At 72.6% G+C, this 20,586-nt stretch carries 18 protein-coding genes and 1 pseudogene; 10 read left to right on the top strand and 9 right to left on the bottom strand.

The annotated features are described in order from the left end of the window. The first annotated feature begins 78 nt into the window (after nucleotides 1-78). The 3 genes from V1634_RS07025 to V1634_RS07015 all read left to right on the top strand — a co-directional run bounded on the left by V1634_RS07025 (nucleotide 79) and on the right by V1634_RS07015 (nucleotide 2,054). On the top strand, nucleotides 79-1,014 hold the full coding sequence (locus V1634_RS07025) for a DUF2332 domain-containing protein (RefSeq protein ID WP_331206923.1): 936 nt from the start codon (nucleotides 79-81) through the stop codon (nucleotides 1,012-1,014). Between the two features lie 91 nt (nucleotides 1,015-1,105). Further along, complete coding sequence (locus V1634_RS07020; RefSeq protein ID WP_331206922.1) at nucleotides 1,106-1,387, top strand: DUF5522 domain-containing protein; 282 nt, start codon at nucleotides 1,106-1,108, stop codon at nucleotides 1,385-1,387. Between the two features lie 121 nt (nucleotides 1,388-1,508). Beyond that, nucleotides 1,509-2,054 carry a hypothetical protein gene (locus V1634_RS07015; RefSeq protein ID WP_331206921.1) on the top strand — a complete coding sequence of 182 codons (546 nt, stop codon included), beginning with the start codon at nucleotides 1,509-1,511 and terminating at the stop codon, nucleotides 2,052-2,054. Nucleotides 2,055-2,147: 93 nt separating this feature from the next. Here the strand turns inward: V1634_RS07015 and V1634_RS07010 are convergent, their stop codons facing one another. Then, a complete protein-coding gene (locus tag V1634_RS07010; RefSeq protein ID WP_331206920.1) occupies nucleotides 2,148-2,834 on the bottom strand; it encodes a metal-dependent transcriptional regulator in 687 nt (228 codons plus the stop codon). Between the two features lie 97 nt (nucleotides 2,835-2,931). Here V1634_RS07010 and V1634_RS07005 point away from each other — a divergent pair, with 97 nt between their 5' ends. Further along, nucleotides 2,932-3,804 carry a sulfurtransferase gene (locus V1634_RS07005; protein ID WP_331206919.1) on the top strand — a complete coding sequence of 291 codons (873 nt, stop codon included), beginning with the start codon at nucleotides 2,932-2,934 and terminating at the stop codon, nucleotides 3,802-3,804. 117 nt (nucleotides 3,805-3,921) lie between these two features. Then, nucleotides 3,922-5,103, top strand: coding sequence for an acetoin utilization protein AcuC (locus tag V1634_RS07000; protein ID WP_331206918.1), 1,182 nt, complete (start codon nucleotides 3,922-3,924; stop codon nucleotides 5,101-5,103). A gap of 110 nt (nucleotides 5,104-5,213) precedes the next feature. Here the strand turns inward: V1634_RS07000 and V1634_RS06995 are convergent, their stop codons facing one another. Further along, complete coding sequence (locus V1634_RS06995; protein WP_331206917.1) at nucleotides 5,214-6,035, bottom strand: TetR family transcriptional regulator; 822 nt, start codon at nucleotides 6,033-6,035, stop codon at nucleotides 5,214-5,216. A gap of 157 nt (nucleotides 6,036-6,192) precedes the next feature. Between V1634_RS06995 and V1634_RS06990 the strand changes: the two genes are divergently transcribed. After that, on the top strand, nucleotides 6,193-7,119 hold the full coding sequence (locus V1634_RS06990; protein WP_331206916.1) for an ABC transporter ATP-binding protein: 927 nt from the start codon (nucleotides 6,193-6,195) through the stop codon (nucleotides 7,117-7,119). Further along, entirely contained in the window at nucleotides 7,116-8,744 is a 1,629-nt protein-coding gene (locus tag V1634_RS06985) for an ABC transporter permease (protein ID WP_331206915.1), read from the top strand. Before V1634_RS06990 ends, V1634_RS06985 begins: the two co-directional genes overlap by 4 nt. Before the next feature lie 80 nt (nucleotides 8,745-8,824). Here the strand turns inward: V1634_RS06985 and sigB are convergent, their stop codons facing one another. After that, the gene (sigB, locus tag V1634_RS06980) at nucleotides 8,825-9,775 is read right to left on the bottom strand and encodes an RNA polymerase sigma factor SigB (protein ID WP_331207352.1); all 951 of its coding nucleotides are present in this window, start codon (nucleotides 9,773-9,775) and stop codon (nucleotides 8,825-8,827) included. Between the two features lie 371 nt (nucleotides 9,776-10,146). On the opposite strand from sigB, the gene V1634_RS06975 reads away from it, so the two are divergent. Continuing rightward, nucleotides 10,147-10,935 (top strand): sporulation protein, encoded by a 789-nt coding sequence (locus V1634_RS06975; protein WP_331207351.1) that lies wholly within the window; start codon nucleotides 10,147-10,149, stop codon nucleotides 10,933-10,935. A gap of 46 nt (nucleotides 10,936-10,981) precedes the next feature. On the opposite strand, the gene dtd is transcribed toward V1634_RS06975, so the two are convergent. The 6 genes and pseudogenes from dtd to V1634_RS06945 all read right to left on the bottom strand — a co-directional run bounded on the left by dtd (nucleotide 10,982) and on the right by V1634_RS06945 (nucleotide 16,628). Further along, nucleotides 10,982-11,404: a D-aminoacyl-tRNA deacylase gene (dtd, locus tag V1634_RS06970; protein WP_331206914.1), complete on the bottom strand. Its 423-nt coding sequence runs from the start codon at nucleotides 11,402-11,404 to the stop codon at nucleotides 10,982-10,984. A gap of 5 nt (nucleotides 11,405-11,409) precedes the next feature. Further along, on the bottom strand, nucleotides 11,410-12,894 hold the full coding sequence (locus tag V1634_RS06965) for a DUF7782 domain-containing protein (protein WP_331206912.1): 1,485 nt from the start codon (nucleotides 12,892-12,894) through the stop codon (nucleotides 11,410-11,412). Between the two features lie 101 nt (nucleotides 12,895-12,995). Continuing rightward, the gene (locus V1634_RS06960; RefSeq protein WP_331206911.1) at nucleotides 12,996-14,282 is read right to left on the bottom strand and encodes a CPBP family glutamic-type intramembrane protease; all 1,287 of its coding nucleotides are present in this window, start codon (nucleotides 14,280-14,282) and stop codon (nucleotides 12,996-12,998) included. A 229-nt stretch (nucleotides 14,283-14,511) separates the two neighbouring features. Further along, a pseudogene (locus tag V1634_RS06955) lies at nucleotides 14,512-15,171 on the bottom strand (lytic polysaccharide monooxygenase auxiliary activity family 9 protein); the annotation flags it as partial. Nucleotides 15,172-15,471: 300 nt separating this feature from the next. Beyond that, a complete protein-coding gene (locus V1634_RS06950; RefSeq protein ID WP_331206910.1) occupies nucleotides 15,472-15,912 on the bottom strand; it encodes a cupin domain-containing protein in 441 nt (146 codons plus the stop codon). Between the two features lie 128 nt (nucleotides 15,913-16,040). Further along, complete coding sequence (locus V1634_RS06945) at nucleotides 16,041-16,628, bottom strand: hypothetical protein (protein ID WP_331206909.1); 588 nt, start codon at nucleotides 16,626-16,628, stop codon at nucleotides 16,041-16,043. A gap of 990 nt (nucleotides 16,629-17,618) precedes the next feature. Here V1634_RS06945 and V1634_RS06940 point away from each other — a divergent pair. Together V1634_RS06940 and V1634_RS06935 are read left to right on the top strand one after the other, a co-directional pair. After that, nucleotides 17,619-17,834, top strand: coding sequence for a hypothetical protein (locus tag V1634_RS06940; RefSeq protein ID WP_331206908.1), 216 nt, complete (start codon nucleotides 17,619-17,621; stop codon nucleotides 17,832-17,834). A gap of 760 nt (nucleotides 17,835-18,594) precedes the next feature. Next, nucleotides 18,595-20,250: a hypothetical protein gene (locus V1634_RS06935; protein ID WP_331206907.1), complete on the top strand. Its 1,656-nt coding sequence runs from the start codon at nucleotides 18,595-18,597 to the stop codon at nucleotides 20,248-20,250. Nucleotides 20,251-20,586 lie beyond the last annotated feature (336 nt).

Here is a 20,586-nt window from a genome sequence, read left to right as displayed (position 1 = left end):
GGCGGGGGTGATGGGGGACACCCGGACGTAGCGGCGCTGCGCAGCGCCGGTGGACGGGTCGGCTGGGATCATCGGCAGATGACGATCGCCGCCCGCTACGTCGAGTTCGGTACCCGTGAGACGCGGGGGGTGTCGCCCGCCTACGAGCGGCTCGCCCTCGCCGTCTCCCGCGACGACGAACTGCTCGACCTGATCGGTACGCTGCCGCCGGCCAAGCGGCAGCCGAATCTGCTCTTCGGGGTGGTACGGCTGCTCGGCGGCCCGGTAGAGGACCCGGCCGCGTTCCACGAGTACGTGGTGGCGCACTGGCCGGTGATCGCGGCGGAGCTGCGTACCCGGGCCACCCAGACCAACGAGGCCGGCCGGTGTGCGCTGCTGCTGCCGGTGCTCACCGCCCTGCCGCAGCCGCTCGCGCTGCTGGAGGTCGGCGCCTCCGCCGGGCTCTGCCTCTATCCGGACCGCTACGCCTACCGCTACGGGGACCACCTGCTCGGCACCGGCGAGCCGGTGCTGGACTGCGCGGTCAGCGGGGTGGCGCCGCCGACCCGGCTGCCCGAGGTGGTGTGGCGGGCCGGCCTGGACCTGAACCCGCTGGACGTGACCGATCCCGCCGACCTGGCCTGGTTGGACGCCACCATCTGGCCGGAGCACGCGCACCGGCGGGCCCGGCTGCGGGCCGCGGCGGCCGTCGCCGCCGCCGAGCCGCCGCTGCTGCGCCGCGGCGACCTGGTGGACGACCTCGCGGCGCTGGCCGCGCAGGCGCCGCCCGAGGCGACCCTGGTGGTCTTCCACACCTCCGTGCTCTACCAGGTGCCGGCGCCGCGCCGGCGGGCCTTCGCCGATCTGGTACGCGGGCTGCCCGGCCACTGGATCGCGAACGAGGCTCCGGAGGTACTGCCCTACGACGGGTTGCCGGAGCAGCCGAGCGACGCGTTCCACAACGTCCTCGCGCTGGACGGCAGGCCGCTCGCCTGGACCCGGGGGCACGGACAGTCGATGGTCTGGTTCGGCTAGCCGGTGCCGGTGCCGGTGCCGGTGCCGGTGCCGATGCCGGTGCCGGTGCCGGTGGCAGGCGCGGTCGGCTGCTTGTCGTAGGGTCGGCGCGATGGACGGTGCGGGGGAGCGGGCCAGGGGGCGGCGCCTGCCGTTGGCACCCCGACCGCTGGAGCAGCCGCATCCGGCCCGGCTTCCGGTGACGCACCCGGGCCGGGAGCGGATTCTCGCCGCCCACGCCGCCGCGCTCGCGGCCGGTGAGGCGGGTTATCCCGACCCGGTGACCGGGCTCTTCGTGCTCACCGCCGGCTTCCTGGCTCGGCGTGGCACCTGCTGCGGGCGTGGCTGCCGGCACTGCCCGTACCTGGACGACCCGGTACCGCCGGCCGGTTGAGCCGGGCCGTTCCGCTCCCCGCCGGCCGGGCGGGTGACGCGGGGTTTCGCCGCGCCGGCCGAACCCGTACGGTGTCCGACGGATTCCCCGGCGCTCGGGCCGGACGGGTGGGAGGTACGAGGTGCGCGGACGACTCTGCCTGATTGGCGCCGGTTTGCTGCTGCTCGCCGGTTGTGCCGAGGAGGCCGCGCCGCAGTCGGTCGGGCCGGCGCCGAAGGTGGTCCGGTTGCCGGCGTCGGCTGCCGGCGGTGCGTGTCAGCTTCTGGATTACCCGGCGGTCGAGCAGGCGATCGGCGCCCGGTTCGAGGTGGCGGCGGCGAGCCGGCACGGCAAGACCGACACCTGCGTGCTGCGCGGCGAGGCCGAGGCCCGTCCCGAACTGGCGCTCTCGGTGACGCCGACCACGGCCGACGCGTCGATCTTCGCCGACGAGGTGGTGCCGAGCGGCGGTAAGACCGTCAAGGGGCTGGGCAAGGCCGCCTATCGGGCGACGACGGCCCCGGCGAAGAGCGCCGGCAGTACGGTCGAGGTGGGCTGGCTCGCCGGCAACGGCCGGCTGGTCAGCCTCCGCTTCACCTTTCCCGCCGGGAAGGACCGGGCCGAGGCGGACGCCCTGGCGCCCAAGCTGATCAACCTGGCGAAGAAGATCGACACCAGCAGCCTCTGACCATCGCCGGACCGGAGCCGGGCGCGCCCGGCTGGGCGCGGCCGGCTCCCGGTCAGCGTGCGGCGGTCGGTGTGTGGGGTCCCCGTGCGGCGGTCAGTGTGCGGCGACGAAGACCCGGGAGGCGACCTCGCGGGGGAGTCGTACCTTGTCGCCGGAACGGTCGATGGTGACCCCGTCCCGCTCCTGCGCGACCGTCACCATCGCGCCCGGGTCGACGCCGGCCGCATGCAACTGGCGCAGCACGTCGCCGTCCTTCTGGACGCTCTCGCAGATCCGCCGGACCACCACGGGGCCGCTCAGGCCGGGGAAGGCGAGGTTTCGCTCACCCTCGGTGACCGTTTCCACCAGGACGTCCTGGTTTGGGCTGAACGCCTCCAGTCCCGGGATCGGGTTGCCGTACGGCGACCGGGTGGGGCGGTCGAGCAGCTCGTAGACCTTCTTCTCCACGGAGTCGCTCATCACGTGCTCCCAGCGGCAGGCCTCGTCGTGGGCCTCCTCGTAGGGCATCCCGATCACGTTGACGAGCAGGAGCTCGGCCAGCCGGTGCTTACGCATCACCGAGATCGCCTGAGTGCGGCCGAGCGCGGTGAGCTGGAGGTGCCGGTCGTCCTCGACGGTCAGCAGGCCGTCGCGCTCCATCCGGGCAACGGTCTGGCTGACGGTCGGACCACTCTGGCGCAGCCGCTCGGCGATCCGGGCACGCAGCGGCGGCACCCCCTCCTCTTCCAGCTCGAGGATGGTGCGCAGGTACATCTCGGTGGTGTCGACTAGGTCGTTCACGTCAGTGGTCCTCCCGGTCACGATGGTACCTCGGGGTACCGATATTCAGTGCCACCGAGCCGGGCGCTTCCGTTCCGGATGGTGTTGACTGGACCCCGTGTCCGTACCGGATGACCTCCTCGTCGACGTGACCGGGCTCGCCGCCGAACTGGCGTCCGCCGAGCCACCGGTGGTGCTCGATGTCCGCTGGCGGCTCGTCGGACCGCCGGGCCGCCGGGACTACCTGACCGGGCACCTGCCCGGCGCGGTCTTCGTCGACCTGGACACCGAGCTGTCCGGGCGGCCCGGCGCGCAGGGCCGGCATCCGCTGCCCGACCCGGCGGCGTTGCAGCGGGTGCTCCGCACGGCCGGCGTCCGCACCGGAGGTCCGGTGGTGGTCTACGACGGCGGCGACCAGATGGCGGCGGCACGTGCCTGGTGGACGCTGCGCTGGGCCGGACACGCGCAGGTCCGGGTGCTCGACGGCGGCTTCCCGGCCTGGGCCGGGGCCGGGCAGCCGGTGACCACCGAGCCGCCGTCGCCGACACCGGGAGACATGACCGTACGCCCGGGCGGGATGCCGGTGCTCGACGCCGGCTCGGCCGCCGAGATGGCGGCGCACGGGGTACTGGTCGACGTCCGGGCGGCGGTGCGCTACCGGGGCGAGACCGAGCCCGTCGATCCGGTGGCCGGGCACATCCCCGGCGCCGTGAACGTGCCGGCCACCGAGTACGTCGGGACGGACGGCCGGTTCCCGGCCGCCGAGGCGCTGCGCGCCCGGTTCGCCGAGGCGGGCGTCCGGCCCGGGGTGCGGGTCGGCGCCTACTGCGGCTCCGGGGTGACCGCCGCGCAGGCGGTACTCGCCCTGCACCGGGCCGGACACCCCGGGGCGGCCCTCTACGTCGGGTCGTGGAGCCACTGGATCACCGACCCGGAACGGCCGGTGGCGCTCGGCCCCGAGCCGGGTACCCCGGCACCGGTCGGCGCCTGAGCCGGCGCACCCCGTCGCGGCGGGCGCCTGAGCCGGCGTACCGGCCCGACGGCGGCGCGCGGCACTCCGGCTGGGCGGTCGCGGCCGGCCGTCGTCGGCCGTGCGACGATGACCACCATGTCGGACGACACGGTGGTGGTCTGGGACGAGAGTCTGCTGACGTACGACCTGGGTGACCATCCGCTCGACCCGGTACGGGTGGAACTGACCGTGGCTCTGGCTCGGGAACTCGGCGTGCTGGACCGCCCCGGGGTACGCCTGGTGGCCCCCACTCCGGCCGACGACGCGGCACTGGCCCGGGTGCACCGGCCGGACTACCTGGACGCGGTCCGGGCGGCGCCGAGCGACCCGCTCTTCTCCGGGTACGGCCTCGGTACCCCGGACAATCCGATCTTCGACGGGATGCACGAGTCGAGTGCCCTGGTGGCCGGGGCGAGCCTGGCGGCGGCCGAGGCGGTCTGGCGGGGCGAGGCTCGGCGCGCCGTCAACGTGGCCGGTGGCCTGCACCACGCGATGCCCAGCCGGGCGGCCGGGTTCTGCGTCTACAACGACCCTGCGGTGGCGATCGCCCGGCTGCTCGACCTCGGGGCCGAACGGGTGGCCTACGTGGACGTCGACGTGCACCACGGTGACGGGGTGCAGGAGGTCTTCTACAGCGATCCCCGGGTGCTGACGGTCAGCCTGCACGAGACGCCGTTGGCACTCTTCCCGGGTACCGGGTTCTCCGACGAGACCGGCGGTCCGGGGGCCGAGGGGAGTGCGGTCAACCTGCCGCTGCCGCCCGGGACCGGCGACGCGGGTTGGCTGCGTGGTTTCCACGCCACCGTTCCGGCGCTGCTGCGCGCGTTCCGGCCGCAGATCCTGATCACCCAGTGCGGTGCCGACAGCCACCGGCTCGATCCGCTGGCCGACCTGCGGCTGAGCGTGGACGGGCAGCGGGCGAGCTATCTGGCGCTGCGGGCGCTCGCCGACGAACTCTGCGAGGGGCGCTGGGTGGCCACCGGCGGCGGCGGTTATGCGCTGGTCGAGGTGGTGCCCCGGGCCTGGACCCACCTGCTCGCGGTCGCCACCGGCGACGCGGTCGACCCGGCCACGCTGACCCCGCCGGCCTGGCGGGCGCTGGCCAAGGCCCGCCGTCCGGAGCGGGAGGTGCCGCTGCGGATGACCGACGACGCGGACGCCTCGTACGAGCCGTGGCAGCCGACCGGCGAGCCGGACGCGGTGGATCGGGCGATCATGGCGACCCGCAAGGCGGTCTTTCCGCTGCACGATCTCGACCCGCAGGATCCGTCTCTCTGACCGGCTGACCGGCTGTCCGTCCGGCGGCTCGGCGCGCGGGCCGGCCGCCGTGTCGGGCGACGTTCCGGCCGTCGCAAAATTGTCTCGAATTAGTGCCGGAATCTGTCTCGTTATCGCTCGGGGTGCGCCGGGTCGGCGACCCGGAGATGCCGGTAGAGGGTCGCCCGGGAGACGCCGAGGCTGGCGGCGATCTGGTCCACGGTGTGCAGGCCCGCACCGTGCATCGCCCGGGCCGTACGCACCTGGTCGGCACTGAGCCCGGGCGGTCGACCCGCCCGGCGCCGACGGTTCGGCCGCACCCGCTCCGGGCCGGCTTGCCGGTCTCCGCCCGGTTCTGCGGCCTGGTCAGCGCCCGGTTCTGCGGTCCGTTCTGTGCCGGGTCGCGGGGGCGGTTCGCTGAGCAGCCGGACCGCGCCGTCGAGCAGTGCGGCCCGCAGCTCGTCGTCCGGCACGTCGGCGAAGAAGACGATGGGGTCGCCGAGCATCCCGGTGGCCTGGATCGCCCGGATCCGCTCCAGCCGGGTCGCGCCCGGACCGGCGACCAGGTCGTACGCCTTGCTGGCAAGTCGCATGATCCGGGCGTACGTGCTGCCCCGGGCGAGCAGCGTCATGTCGTGGTAGAGCGTCCCCAGTGGACGCCGGTGCCGCAGCAGGGTGTCGACCCAGCCCTCCAGCGCCGCCCAGCGGGCCGCCGGCCAGGGCAGCCGGGCCGCCCGCTCCAGCGCCGCCTCCAGGTCGGAGACGAGCGGCTCGGCGAGCGCCACCAGCAGGTGCTCCTTGCTGGGAAAGTGGTAGAGGATGCCCGCCTTGGTCAGCCCCAGCCGGTCGGCGATCTGCCGCAGCGAGGTGCGCTGGTAGCCCTGCGCGCCGAACAGGTCCAGGGCGGTACGCAGGATCCGGCTCCGGGTGTCGAGAGCGGGAGGTCCGTCCATCCGCCCAGCGTACCGATCCCTGACCGACGATCAGAAATCTGTGACCGTCGTCCTACCATCGGTCAGTACACTGGCATCGAGACACTGTCACGATCCGGCTCGACACGTCGTCCTGGTTCCCAGACGGCGCGGAATCGGCAACTAGCAAGGGAGCGTCATGACCGCGATCTCGGTGGCCGGCCTGGTGAAGACCTTCGGGGCCACCCGCGCGCTGGACGAACTGGACCTGACCGTCCGGTCCGGCGAGGTGCACGGGTTCCTCGGACCGAACGGGGCGGGCAAGTCCACCACCATCCGGATCCTGCTCGGCCTGCTCCGCAAGGACGCGGGCGAGGTGAGCGTGCTCGGCGGCGATCCCTGGCGGGACGCCGTGTCGCTGCACCGCCGGCTGGCGTACGTGCCCGGCGACGTGAACCTCTGGCCCAACCTCTCCGGCGGGGAGGCGATCGACCTCTTCGGCGCGCTGCGCGGGGGGCTGGACCGGGCCCGCCGGGACGAGTTGTTGCAGCGCTTCGACCTCGACCCGACCAAGAAGTGCCGCACCTACTCCAAGGGCAACCGGCAGAAGGTGGCGATCGTCGCCGCGTTCGCCTCCGACGTGGAACTGCTGGTGCTCGACGAGCCGACCTCCGGACTGGACCCGCTGATGGAGGCGGTCTTCCGGGAGTACGTCACCGCGCTGCGCGACGCGGGCAGGACGGTGCTGCTCTCCAGCCACGTGATGTCCGAGGTGGAGGCGCTCTGTGACCGGGTCAGCATCATCCGGGCCGGCCGTACCGTCGAGTCCGGCACCCTGGCCGAACTGCGCCACCTGACCCGGACCCCGATGACGGTCGAGACCGAGCGCCCGGTGGAGGGGCTCGCCGACCTGGCCGGGGTGCACGCGGTGACCGTCTCCGGCGCGACCACCCGGTTCGAGGTCGAGTCCGGCACCCTCGACCCGGTGCTGGCCCACCTCGCCCGGTTCGGGGTACGGGCGCTGACCAGTACGCCGCCCACCCTGGAGGAGCTGTTCATGCGGCACTACGGCGACGGTTCCGGGACCGGCGCCGCCCAGCGTCCGGTGCCGGCGGGTGCCCGGTGACCGCGCTGACCGGTACCGCCCGGCTGACCCGGCTCGCGGTCCGCCGGGACCGGGTCAAGCTCCTGGTCTGGGTGCTGGCCGTGCCCGGGGTCGCCGCCGCGGTCGCGCAGAGCGTCGCCGGCATCTACGGCACCGAGTCCGACCGGATCGGCTACGCCACCACCAGCGCCGCCAGTGTGGTCGCCCGGGCGTTCAACGGCCCGGTCTCGGGGCCGAGTCTCGGCTCGGTGGTCACCGCCGAGGCGTACACGATGCTGGCCCTGCTCGCCGCGCTGCTCAGCACCTTCGCGGTGGTCCGGCACACCCGGCAGAACGAGGAGACCGGCCGGGCGGAGCTGCTCGGCTCGGCGGTGGTCGGCCGGCACGCCCCGCTCACCGCCGCCCTGCTCACCACGCTCGCCGCCAACGTGCTCAGTGGAGTACTGCTCGCCCTGGTCCTGGTGGCCGGGGACCTGCCGGTGGCCGGTTCGTTCGCCCTCGGTGCGGCGATCGCCGGGATCGGGGTCTCGTTCGCGGCGGTCGCCGCGGTGACCGCCCAGATCTCCGGTACGGCGCGCGGCGCGAACGGCATGGCCGCGGCCGTCGTCGGGTTCGCCTTCCTGCTCCGGGCCGCCGGGGACGCCTGGGGGACCGTCACCGCCGACGGGATGCGGGTGGTCAGTGCCTGGCCGTCCTGGCTCTCCCCGCTCGGCTGGGCCAGCCAGGTCCAGGCGTTCGACCGCAACCGCTGGCCGGTACTGGCCCTGACGGCCGGCTTCGCGCTGCTCGCCGTCGGTACGGCGTTCGTGCTGACCGCACACCGGGACCTCGGCGGCGGGCTGCTGGCGGTCCGCCGGGGCCCGGCGGCGGCGGCCCGGAACCTGCTCGGCCCCGGCGGCCTGGCCTGGAGGTTGCAACGCGGTGTGGTGCTGGGCTGGGCGGTCGGCATCGTGGTGATGGGGCTGTCGATGGGGTCGGTCGGCGAGGAGGTCGACAGCTTCGTCGGCGAGAACGAGGCGGCCACCGAGCTGATCGCCCAACTCGGCGGCACCGAGAAGCTGGTCGACGCGTTCCTCGGCACCATGATGGCGATGTTCGCGCTCGCGGTGGCCGGCTTCGTGGTCCAGGCGGTGCTGCGGCTGCGGGCCGAGGAGGCGGCCGGCACCCTGGAGGGGATACTCGCCACCGCGGTCAGCCGGCCGCGCTGGCTGCTCAGCCACCTGCTCTGGGCCGCCCTCGGCGCGGTCGTGCTGCTGGCGCTGGCCGGCGCGAGCACCGGACTGGGTTACGGCCTGGTCAGCGGCGACGTACCCGGCGAGGTGGCCCGGCTCACCGTCGCCGGACTGGTCCAGGTGCCGGCGGCACTGGTCCTCGCCGGTCTGGTGGTGGTGCTGTTCGGGCTGCTGCCCCGGCTGTCGGTGGCGCTGTCCTGGACGGCCTTCCTGCTCTGCGTCCTGCTGGGACAGCTCGGCGCGCTGTTGGAGCTGCCGCAGCCGGTGTTGAACCTGTCGCCGTTCACCCACCTGCCGGCGGTGCCGGCCGCCGACCCGAGCACCACGCCCCTGGTGGTGCTGCTCGCCGTCGCGGTCGGGCTGACCGGGCTCGGCCTGGCCACGTTCCGCCGCCGGGACCTGGCGGTCGGTTGAGCCGGACGGGCCGGCGAATCACGGGTACGACGCGGAGCCCCCGCCACCGGGCAGGTGGCGGGGGCTCCCGCGCGTACGGCTCAGCTCGCGTACGCCTCCAGGCGGTCCGCCCGGGACGGGTCACGCAGCTTCAGCAGGGTGACCTTCTCGATCTGGCGGATCCGCTCCCGGGAGAGGCCGAACTCCCGGCCCACCTCGTCGAGGGTGCGCTGCCGCCCGTCGTCCAGGCCGAAGCGCAGCCGGATCACCGCCTGCTCGCGCTGCGAGAGGGTGGCGAGGACGATCTCCACCTCGTTGCGGAGCTGGCCCGCCGAGACGGCGTCGCCGGGCTCCTCGCGGGGGTCGACGGCGGCGACGAAGTCACCGAGGGCGCTCTCACCGTCCTCGCCGACGGCCTGGTCGAGACTGACCGGCTCCCGGTCGTACGAGATGAGTTCGATGATCTGGAACTCCGGTACGCCCAGCGCGGCGGCGACCTCGGCCACGGTGGGCTCGCGGCCGAGCTGGGTGGCGAGGTCCCGGCGGGTCCGGACCATCCGGTTGACCTGCTCGACCATGTGCACCGGGATGCGGATGGTGCGGGCCTGGTCGGCCATGGCCCGGGTGATGGCCTGTCGGATCCACCAGGTGGCGTAGGTGGAGAACTTGTAGCCCTTGGTGTAGTCGAACTTCTCGACGGCGCGGATCAGGCCGAGGTTGCCCTCCTGGATCAGGTCCAGGAACGCCATGCCCCGCCCCGTGTACCGCTTCGCGATGCTGACCACCAGCCGCAGGTTCGCCTCCAGCAGGTGGTTCTTCGCGGCCCGCCCCTGGGCGGCGATGATCTCCAGGTCCGCCCGCAGCTCCGCCGGCAGCGCGCCCCGGGTGTCGGTGCTCAGCTTCTCCTCGGCGTAGAGCCCCGCCTCGATCCGCCGGGCCAGCTCGACCTCCTGGACGGCGGTGAGCAGCTTGGTCCGGCCGATGCCGTTGAGGTAGGCCCGGACCAGGTCGGCCGAGGCGCCGCGCTCGTCGGTGGCGTCGAGGTCGACCATGACCTGCCCGCCGTCCCCGGTCGGCTCGGTGTTGACGCCGGCCGCGCTGGCCGGGTGAGTGTGGCTCTCGTTGTGCTGCAGGACCATCATCTGTCGCCTCCCCGCTTCGACAATGTGGCGCGTCCCAGCGGACAACCGCGCTGGTGACACATAGCTTGGCCGGTGGGGCGTGAAGCCGAGGTGAGGAGAGCGTCGGGTTGGCATGAAACCGGGAGTGCACAGCGGGCTGGTTCGTCCCGGTTTCCCGGCCTTGATCCCATTGATCGTCGTCCTCCGGCCCCGGGTCGCTCCGGCACGTGCCCCGGGCGGTACTTGCCAGTGACGGTTACCGTGCGAGACGGGATCGAGATCGACGACGGATGGAGGACGTGGTGGTCTTCAAGCGGTTGATGCAGGCGATGGGTGTGGGTGGTCCGTCGGTCGAGACGGTGCTGACCAACCCGAACTGCCGGCCAGGCGGTTATCTCGAGGGCCAGGTCCACGTCGCGGGCGGCGACCATCCGGTGGACGTCGAGTACGTCTCGCTCGGTCTGGTGACCCGGGTCGAGGTGGAGAGCGGTGACAGTGAGTACAACACCACCCAGGAGTTCCAGCGGCAGCGGGTGACCGGCCCGTTCCGGTTGGAGAGCGGTCAGCGCCACGACGTCCCGTTCCGCTTCGAGGTGCCGTGGGAGACGCCACTGACCGAGATCGGCGGCCACCACCTGCACGGGATGACGATGGGGCTGCGTACCGAGCTGGAGGTGGCCCGCGCGGTGGACAAGGGTGACCTCGACCCGGTCGCGGTGCATCCGCTGCCGGCACAGGAGCGGGTCATCGACGCCCTGGTCCAGCTCGGTTTCCGGTTCAGCCGGGCCGACGTCGAGCGCGGTCACATCTACGGCGTACGGCAGAGCCTGCCGTTCTACCAGGAGATCGAGTTCTACCCCGGTCCGCAGTACGCCCGCGCGATCAACCAGCTTGAGCTGACCTTCGTGGCCACGCCGCAGCAGTTGCAGATCGTGCTGGAGATCGACAAGCGGGGTGGCCTCTTCACCGAGGGCCGGGACGCGTTCGGCCGGTTCACCGTCGACCACGCCTCGGTGGACCGGACCGACTGGGTCCGGCAGCTCGACGGCTGGCTCCGGCAGTCGATGCAGAAGCGCGGCCTCTTCTTCTGAACCATCCTGCGGCCGTCCACCTGGTTGGCGCGGCGCAGGCCGGCACCTACAGCTCCAGCAGCACCGTGCGCGGACCGACGTTGACGCTCTCGACCAGCATCTGCGCCCGGAACCGGCCGGTGGAGACCTTGGCACCCCGCAGCCGCAGCGCCTCGACGAACGCGGTGACCAGCGGTTCGGCCACCTCGGCCGGGGCCGCCGCGCCCCAACTGGGCCGGCGGCCCTTCCGGGCGTCGCCGTAGAGGGTGAACTGGCTGACCACCAGCAGCGGCGCCCCGACGTCGGCGGCCGACCGCTCGTCGTCCAGGATGCGCAGCTCGTGCACCTTCCGGGCCATCGTCTCCGCGGTGGCCGAGGTGTCGGCGTGGGTCACCCCGAGCAGCACCAGCAGCCCGTCGGAGATCGCCCCGACCACCTCGCCGTCCACCGTCACACTGGCCTGGCTGACCGTCTGCACCACCGCACGCACGGCGGTCAGTCTGCCACGGGCGCCAGGACGCCGCGCTCCACCAGGTGCGCGATGATCGGCGCGGCCGCCTCGGCAAGATCCGCCGGGGGTACGTCGTGCGCCAGCGCCAGCACCGCGAGCTGCTCGCGCAGCGGCACCTGGCCGTTGGCCCCGCCGACCAGGGCCAGCACCAGCGGGTCCACCTCCTCGGTCCAGCGCAGCCCGTGCGACTGGACGAGCACCTGCCGGTCCACCGCCCAGCCGTCGTCGCCCATCGACGCCTCCTGGTGCAGCTTCAGTCCGTCGACCGCCCGGAACCTGGTTCCCAGCAGCGCCTCGTCGTCCCGGCCGCGCAGCCAGTCCTGCCGGTCGAACCAGGCCGCGATCTGCTCGCCCATCGGCGGCTGTACGGCCTGCCGCAGGTCCTCGACCCGTACCACCGGATCGGTGTTGCCACCCCGGCGCAGGTTCACCACGCCGAAGCCGATCGCCTCCACCTTCTGCGCGTCGAACCAGTCCAGCCAGGCGGCCACCCGGTGCGGGTCGGCCGCCTCGCCGGCGTCGGAGAGCCACAGGTCGACGTACGTCATCGGGTCGGCGACCTCGCGCTGGATCACCCAGGCGTCCAGGCCGGTACCGGCGAACCAGCCGGCCACCCGCTCACCCCAGTCCTCGCCGGCCACGTGCAGCCAGTTGGCCAGGTACTGCATGGTGCCGCCCTCGGTGAGCAGGTCCGGCGCGGCGGCGGCGAGTTCGGCGGCGATCCCGTCACCGATCCGGCCCGAGTCGCGGTAACTGTGCGTGGTGGTGCCTGGGCCGACCACGAACGGCGGGTTGCTCACCACCAGGTCGAAGCGGCGACCGGCCACCGGGCCGACCAGGTCGCCCTTGAGCAGCTCCCAGTGGCGTCCGTTCAGCGCGGCGGTGGTCGCGGCGAACCGCAGAGACCGCTCGGAGACGTCGGTGGCGGTCACCGAGCGGGCGTGCTCGGCCAGGTGCAGGGCCTGCACGCCGCTTCCGGTGCCGAGGTCGAGGGCGCTGCCGACCGGGCGCCGGATGGTCGCCCCGACCAGCGTGGTGGTCGCCCCGCCGATCCCGAGTACGTGGTCGGCGGCGAGCGGCTGGCCGGGACGGGCGCTGGCCGGCACGTCGGAGATGACCCACCAGGTGTCCCCGTACGGCTCCAGGTCGACGCCCTGGCGGAGCCCGTCACCGACCCGTTCGAGCAGCCCTCCGGCGAGCGCCTCGGCGAGCGGCAGCGGGGCGAGGGCCGCCCGCACGGCCGCCTCCGGCTCGGTCTGGGCGCAGACGAAGAGCCGGATCAGGGTGGCGAGCGGGTCGCGGTCCTCGGTGCTGCGCAGCGCCGCCCGGTAGTCGTTGCGGGCCAGTCCACTCGTCGCGGCCGGGCCGAGCCGGTCGGCGATGCCGCTCGAGGTGTAGCCCGCGCTGGTCAGTGCCGTCCGGAGCTGGTCCACCCCAGCCGGGGACAGCAGCATCTCGTTCCCGTCCACGGCGTCCATCCTGCCCGTCGCCCGGACCGGGCCGACCCGCAACCCCCGCAGTTGGCGGCCCGGAACCACCCGTCGGGTGTAACGGGTCGGCACGTCGCCGGTCAGTCGGTCGGTCCGATCGGCGTCTGACCAGCTCGCGGCCCCTGTGTCGGGGCGGTCGGCGCCTGATGTCCGTGCTGCCCGCCCCGGTCGTGCTGGCCGTTCTGCCGGCTGTCCTGGTCGGTCCCGGGGAAGGGCTGCCCGGCCCCGGGGAGCGGTTGCGCCGGCCTGAGGAGTGGATGTTCCGGGACGGGGGCCGGATAGCCGGGTGGGACGAGTGGATGCCCGGGGACGGGGACGGGGGCGGGGTAGCCGGAGACGGGGGCCGGGTAGCCGGGGGCAGGGAACGGGTGTCCGGGGACGGCGGCCGGGTGTCCGGGGACGGGGAACGGGTGTCCGGGGACGGGGGCCGGGTGGCCGGGTGGCCGGACCGGCCACTCGGACGAGACGGTCGGCAGCCGGCGGCGGCGGGCCAGCCGGAGCACCGCGACGGCGTAGCCGGCGTTCACCAGCAGGCTGACCGCGAACATCTCCCACGGAGCGTCGGCGGCGGTCTCGTCGCTGCCGAGTTGGCCCAGCGCGGCCGCGCCGACGAACGAGACGAGGTTGTTCACCACGTGCAGCGCGACCGCGGCCTCCAGGCCACCGGTACGGACAGTCAGCCAGCCGAGTACGCCGCCCATGATCACCAGGTCGGCGAAGCCCCACCGGGTGCCCCAGCCGTGGGCCAGCGCGAAGAGTACGGCCTGCAGGGCGATCGCCGGCCACGGCGTCCGGAGGAACGTCCCGACGAGCTGCACCAGCCAGCCCCGGAAGACGTACTCCTCGGCTGCGGCCTGCACCGGCACCAGCAGGAGCAGCAGGACCAGTGCGCCGAGGAAGCCGGCCCAGCCCGGCCAGCCGGTGCCGACCGCCTCGTCGCCGTCGGCGCTGCCGGTCAGGGCGAGCAGGCCGAAGCTGCCACCGAGCAACAGCAGCACCGCCGGTAGGGCGATCAGCGCACACCAACCGAGCCAGCGCCAGCGCAGCCGGCCGAGTACCGAGGAGACCGTACCGGCCGGACGGGCCTGCACCCAGCGCGCCGCGAGCAGGACGAAGGGCAGCGCGGCGGCGATGGCGGTCAGTAGCAGTACGAGATCACCCAGTGCGCCCAGCGCCGGCAGGCCGTCCGGGCCGGTCGGGCGCCCGGCGACGGCGGCGATCGCGGTGCCGACCCCGACCAGCAGGCAGAGCACCACGAAGGTGCCGCCGAGGATCAGCAGGGTCCCGAGCAGCGGGCGCCACCAGCGGTGCCGGTCGGTACGGGCCAGCCGGTGGTAGGCGGTGCCGGGCGCGGGTGCGGTCGTCATGTGACAAGGGTGCCGGGTCGGTGCCAATGAGACATCGGCGGGAAGCCCTGACACGGTGCGGGCCCGAGGTGTTCAACCCGGCGGGACGGGCCGGGAAAAGCCGTTCTCGACGGGATGCCATCGCCGGATCGGGCCGGTGGTGGCATCCCGTCGAGAGCGTCACGGTTCGCCGCGCGGGGGCGGGCCGGGCGACGTGCTCGCGGTGCGGAGGCCGTGGCTCAGTGGGTCAGAACGTCACGTCCGAGCAGCCGTAGAAGGTCTCCGTGCTGTCGGAACGGGTCCAGACCGAGTAGATGATGTGGTGGCCGCTCTTGCCGGACGGCAGTCGACCGGTCCAGTAGTAGTGGCCGTCGTTGCTGCCCACGTTGCCCCGCTGCGGCGGGTTGGTGACCGAGGAGAACGGGGTCGCCTCCAGGTCGCTCCAGGCCAGCGCGCGGGTGGGGCTCCAACCGTTCCGGGTGACGTACAGGTCGAAGCGGCCGGGGTGCGCGGCCCAGTTGCTGTACCGGAACTCGATGCTCGCGCCCGAGCTGACCTGGGCCTTCGGGAAGTCGTTCCGAGCCAGGTCCCAACCCCGGAAGGTGGAGTTGCCGCCGCTGCACAGCTGGCCGTCCGGGATGAAGCCCCGGGTCCGGCCGGCGCCGTCCGAGCGGAGCACGCTGAACCAGTTGTAGAGCGGGGAAACGCCGCTGATGTTGGCCGCGGCGACACAGCCCGGGTTCTTGTTCACGATGTTGCCCTGCGGGGTCAGGCCGTCCCGGTAGCAGGCGTACGTCCGGCTCGCCGGAACCATCAGCGCGCCGTGTGCGTTGGCCGGGGTCGGCGAGATCACCGTCAGGAGGCCGGCGGTCAGTACGGCGGAGACCCCGACGACCGTCAGTCTGCGCATGAGTTTCACGAGTGGATCCCTTCTGTTCGACCCGCTGCCCAGGGATGTCGTCGGGCGGCGCGGTCGGGTGGATTCCGGCGGGGCGTGCGGGCGTGGTGGTGGTGTCCGTCCGTCGCGCCCGGTCACCGGCTACTGGCACATCTGACCCGGATCCCACACACGCAGCACGGTTGCCCCCGTACTGCGGCGATATGAACCATTGCAGCACGGATGGCCGGCTCAATCAATAGGTGTCTATCGATACGTGCGCGACGGAATGGTCCCGCATGTCCACCCGGCCCCGGGGCTGTCGGGCCCGGCTCAGGCCAACTGGAAGTCGGCGAAATCGAAGCCGGGCGCCACCACGCAACTCACCAGGACCGGCTGGTCGCCCGCCGGCTCGGCCGACTGCCAGACGCCGCCGGGGATCAGCAGCTGTGGCTGCTCACCGGCGGTCACGTCCGGGCCGAGCCGGGCCTCGGTCGGTTCCTCCGCCGGCACCTCGGCCGCGCCGCCGAGCCGCAGCCGCAGCGGGCCCCCCGAGTGCCAGAGCCACAACTCGTCCGAGCGGACGACATGCCAGCGGGACCGCTCCCCGGGTTGCAGCAGAAAGTAGATCGCGGTCGCGGCGGCACGCGGCCCGGCGTACCCGTCGGGGGTGAAGGCGTGCGTCGAGCGCCAGGTCTCGCGGAACCAGCCGCCTTCGGGGTGCGGTGCCAGGTCGAGCCGCTCGGCCAGCGGGGGTCGCTGCGGTGTCGTCACGGGTCGACCTCCACTCGGGTACGCCGGGTCCACCCCGAAACCCGACGAACCGGAAGTCTACCGAGCGGGGTAGGCCCCGGCGGCCGGACGGGATCGGGTACGACCTCGCCGCCGGCCGTCCCGGGCGGTCAGAGCCCGGCCGCCTCGTCGTACCGGCGGCGCAGGTCGGCCATCTCGGACTCGTCCAGTGCCTCCTTCTCCGCCAGTTCCTCGTACTTGTCCGGGAACATCTCCCGGAGCCGGTCGATGAACCGGACGTCGGCGGTCGCCTCGACCACCTGGATGCCGGGCGGTTCGGTGGTCATGTCCACGATCACCGGGCCGGCCAGCTTGACCGCCCAGTCCCAGGGGCGGTTCTGCTCGGCGACTCCGCAGAGGTGGAAGCCGTAGACCGTCTTCACCTCGGCGAGCGTGGTCACCTCGCTCGGTTCGAAGCCGTAGACCCGGACGCCGCAGATGACCGCCGGCTTCTTGCCGTCCTTCTCGGCGGTCGCCTGTTGCACGTTGTGTCCCGCGTGCTGGTGTTGCGCCGGGTCGGCCGACTCCAGTGTGGTCCTCAGCCGGGTCATGATCTGCCCCCGCAGATCCGGTGGCCTGGCCTCCGAGCCGGCGGTGTTGATCAGTATGACCGTGCCGGCCGACACCGCCAGCAGGATGACCGCCACCCACACGAAGCGGTTGCGGTACCACCCCGCGAAACTGTTCCGGGTATTCATGATCGATTCTCATCTCGTCGCCGGTCTGGTGCGTTGGCAGATCTCGTCGGACGCGCCGACCCGAGGTGGGGTGGGTGTGTCCGTCCCGTCGTTGGTGCTGAGTGGCCCGGCGAATGCGGCGCGGATCCTGGTGCGGCGTGGATCCGAGTGCGCCGCGGATCCGAGTGCGCCGTGGATCTGGTGCGCGGCGGATCCGATGCGACAGCGCCCCGGGTGTGCTGCGGTCCGGGTGCAGCGCGGAGGCGGCGTCGGGTCGGCGCGCTGCCGGCATTGCGGGGCTCCCGTGCTGGCCGTTCCCAGTGCGGTTGCCCCCGCACTGCGGCGATATGAGTCATTCCAGCACGCCGCGCCCCACCCCGGCAACATCGACGATCCTCAGCGGCCCGCCCACTCCGCCGCCGCTCCCGGCACCCGCACCGTCGACGCTGCTCGCTGCGCCGGCGGGGTTACGGTGGCGGCAGCGGCGGGCACCTGCCGGGTCGGGGTGGCGCGGTTCTTTCGCAGCCCCGACCCGACACGTTTGCACCGGCGCTGCGCCGGTGGTTGATCCGACCACCCGCTGACAGTTCTTCCGGCCTCACCGAGGTTTTCCCGCCGTACGAACCAGCAGCGTACCGCCTTTTTTCGTCCATCCTTCCCGCCTCCGTGCCGGAGCGTGATTCCTGTTCGCGGCACGGAAAATTCTCCTTCCGTGAATCGGAACAAGAATGGACTCATTTCGCGTCTTGACGAATCCTGTTCGCTTGCACATGATCCCTCCAATCGACGAGATCAGCGGGCGGGCTGCAGACCGCCCGGCAGATCCTGCTCTCGTCGCGACTATCGGACCTCCGGTCGGCGTGCACGTTAAGGGTGTCGCCGTCGGCGCAACTGAGGAAGGCCGAGATGCCTGCAAAGAAAGGAGACCCGGATTCCGGGTCTGGGGGGAAATCGTCGGAACGGGGTCGTCTCGTTGCCGGCGCCGCGATTGCGGCCGTACTGCTCGTCGCCGTGCTCGCGATGTTGATGGGTTGCCTGCTCCTGCTGCTGTGGATCGGGGTACCGCTGTGGCCTGCCCTGGCCGTCATCGTCGTGCTCTGTGGAGTGGCTGTCGCGGTGGTCCGCCGGGTCACGGCACCGGCGTCGGGGGAGGGGCGCGACGGCTGGCTAGGCCGGCTGCTGAAGGTGGCGATCATGATCGGAGTGGGTGCCGCCTCAGGGCAGTGAGCTGCGGTTTTCCGGGACGGGGCGACGCCGGGAGTCGATGGTGAATGGGGGCCTTCCGCTGCAACGGAAGACCCCCGCCCGACTCCGCTGGACCCATGGAAGGCCGGATCGGGAATCTGTGATCACTCGGTCACGATTCGTAGAAACCTTACCCTAGGTAGCCGGGTGGCGACAGTCCACTTCGGCCTCGGTTGGTGGATGCCGCCACTCGTACGGCGGACGCAGGTGAAGCATTCTCGGATTGACTGGGCAACTCTCTTGCTGAAGCGATTGTTGTCACAACACATAGCGATCGACCGATTTATGGTTGGATCGCGGCCGAAGTTTTGTTTTTTCTGGACTAGCTTCGGCGGCGCCGCGATGGGATGATCCGAATTGTCGTTCGAGATCATCGGGCCGGCTGCAACCGGTCCGGGCGGGAAATGATCTCCGACGATGGTCTGGAACCGCTGGACCCGGCGGGTGACGCATCGCGCCGCGACGCGTTACCCGCCCCTCGAAAGGCCACGAGAGCGTGCAAGACAGTGACTGGCATCGTCGCCAGCAGTCCACCGAGCCCGGTGTCGAGCCCGGACCGATCGGGCGCCCCGGCCCGCTCGGGCAGCCGGGAACCCCCGGCCCGCCTCGGCAGTCGGGACGGCTCGATCCGCTCGGGCGGGTCGGTCAGCCGGCGACCGCGAGCGGTGCGGACGGGACCGGGAAGGGTGGGGACGGCCGACGCCGTACCGACGGGACGCGGACCGGACGGCCGGGTAACCCGGTGCTGGGCTTCGGGCCGGTGGCCCGGCTCGCGCGGGCGCTCCGCCGGGTTTACGAGCAGGCCGGCAGGCCGCCGCTCGAACGGATGAGGCTCGGCCCCAGCAGCAGCACCGCCAACCTCTCCCGGGCGAAGAACGGTCAGGTGATGCCGACCTGGGAGTGTGTGGAGGCGTTCCTCCGGGGCTGTGACGTCACGGGCGGCGAGACCTACCACGACGTACTCCGGATCTGGGAAGAGACGGCTGCGGCCGCCGCGGCGTTCCGACCGGACCTGGCGAACTGCGAGACCGAGGACGACCTGGTGGATGCCCTGCTCGCGCTCGCGGCCGGGCAGGGACTGACCGTCGACGGGCGGTTGGACACCGCCGTGCTGGCCAGGCGGTTGGTCGAGGCTGCCGGGAGCGTCATCGGGGAGACGAAGAAGGACCGGAAGAAGTGGACGGTGCGGCCGGTACCCGAGCCGGAGATGGTCGCGGAGTTCGTCGACCGGGCTCGCCCGCCGACCGAGCCGGTACTGGACCACGTCGTCTTCGCCTGTGGCGGGATCGACGGCGACGTCCGGTACTGGCGGAAGCACCTTGCCCGGATCCACGAACTCCGCCGCAAGGACCACCTGCTCGCCGAGATCGGATCGCCGCTGCCGGCGAGCCCACCTCGCGTGCGCCTGCTGCCGGAGACGACGGCACCGGCGATTCCCGCGCCTCGAAGGCCCGAGCCCGTGCCCTCGATCCCCGCGCCCGTACCCTCGGCGCCCGCGCCGTCCCCGGTTTCGCCGTCGCCGGTTCCGCCCCGGTGGGCGGGCATCGTCTGGACTCGCCGCAGGGTGTTGGGGGCGGTGGCCGGGGCCGCCGGGGTGGCCCTCGCGGGTGCCGGCGGAGTGCTGCTGGCCGTCCGGGGTGGCGACCGGGAGACTCCGGCCGCCCCCACCACGCCGTCGAGTCCACCGGTCGGGTCCGGCGCACCCGTACTTCCGGAGACGAGCGTGCGTCACCGGCTGCACCACCTCGCCGACCTGGTCCGGCAGGGCTCGGACGCCCCGGCGACCGGCCGGTACGCGTACACCCGGATCCAGTTCTGGTCCCGGGAGACGACGCCGGCCGGGCGGGACGGGGCGCTGACCGTCGAGGAGGAGCGGCTGTGGTGGGCCGAGGACCTCTCCGGACTACGAATCGTGATCCGGACGGACCGGGGTGCCGAGGTACGCACCTCGGATCCGTCGCCGCCCGGTGGGATGACGATCGTCGTCAGGTATCCCTCGGTGGACCCGACGATCCTGGCCGGACAGCTCGACGCGGAGCAGCCGCACGCCGGGCCGGTCGGCCGGCTGCGTGCCGTGGCCAGTGTCAACATGTTCCACCCGCTCGACCGGCAACAGCGGGCCGCCGTCCTGACGGTGCTCGCCGAGACGGAGGGCCTGAGCTACCGGGGCGCGATGCAGGACCAGGCCGGTCGCGACGGCATCGCGATCAGCGCCGACGTCGTCGCGAGCGGCCCGGTCCGGGAACGGGTCACCCTGATGTTCAGTACGACGACCGGTGAGCTGCTCAGCCAGGAGACGAGCAGGCTGCCCGGTCCCGGCGGGCCGGATCCGGCCTACGGTGCCACGAGCGACTACACGCTCTTCCTCGAACGGTCGCGCACCAATCGCCGTGGTTGAGCCGTAAGGCACCGAATTCGCGGCACGCTGTCAATTTCACGTCACGAGTGACCGGGGCGCCGCTGATTCACGGGATATTCGCGTACCCGATCGGGACGATATCGCCGTGAACAGCCGCGACCGGCCGGCGGACCCCACGGATCGGCGGACAGTCTAGAAGGCCCGCGCCATCCGCCGATCTCCGACAGCGATTCACTCACGTCATTTGCTTGGTACGAGTGGCGATCACGCGCGCCTCGTTCCTACTCTGGGAGCAGCGGTGACAGCGGAGAGTGTTGGTACGGCTACTTGATCATCGTCTCCTCGACGCCCTCCGGGTGACCGCATCGCCGGCGT

Origin of the sequence: Plantactinospora veratri, from assembly GCF_036421995.1 — a bacterium.
Lineage (GTDB): Bacteria > Actinomycetota > Actinomycetes > Mycobacteriales > Micromonosporaceae > Plantactinospora > Plantactinospora veratri.
Note: the sequence above shows the minus strand (reverse complement) of the source record. Positions and strands in the feature narration are given on the sequence as shown.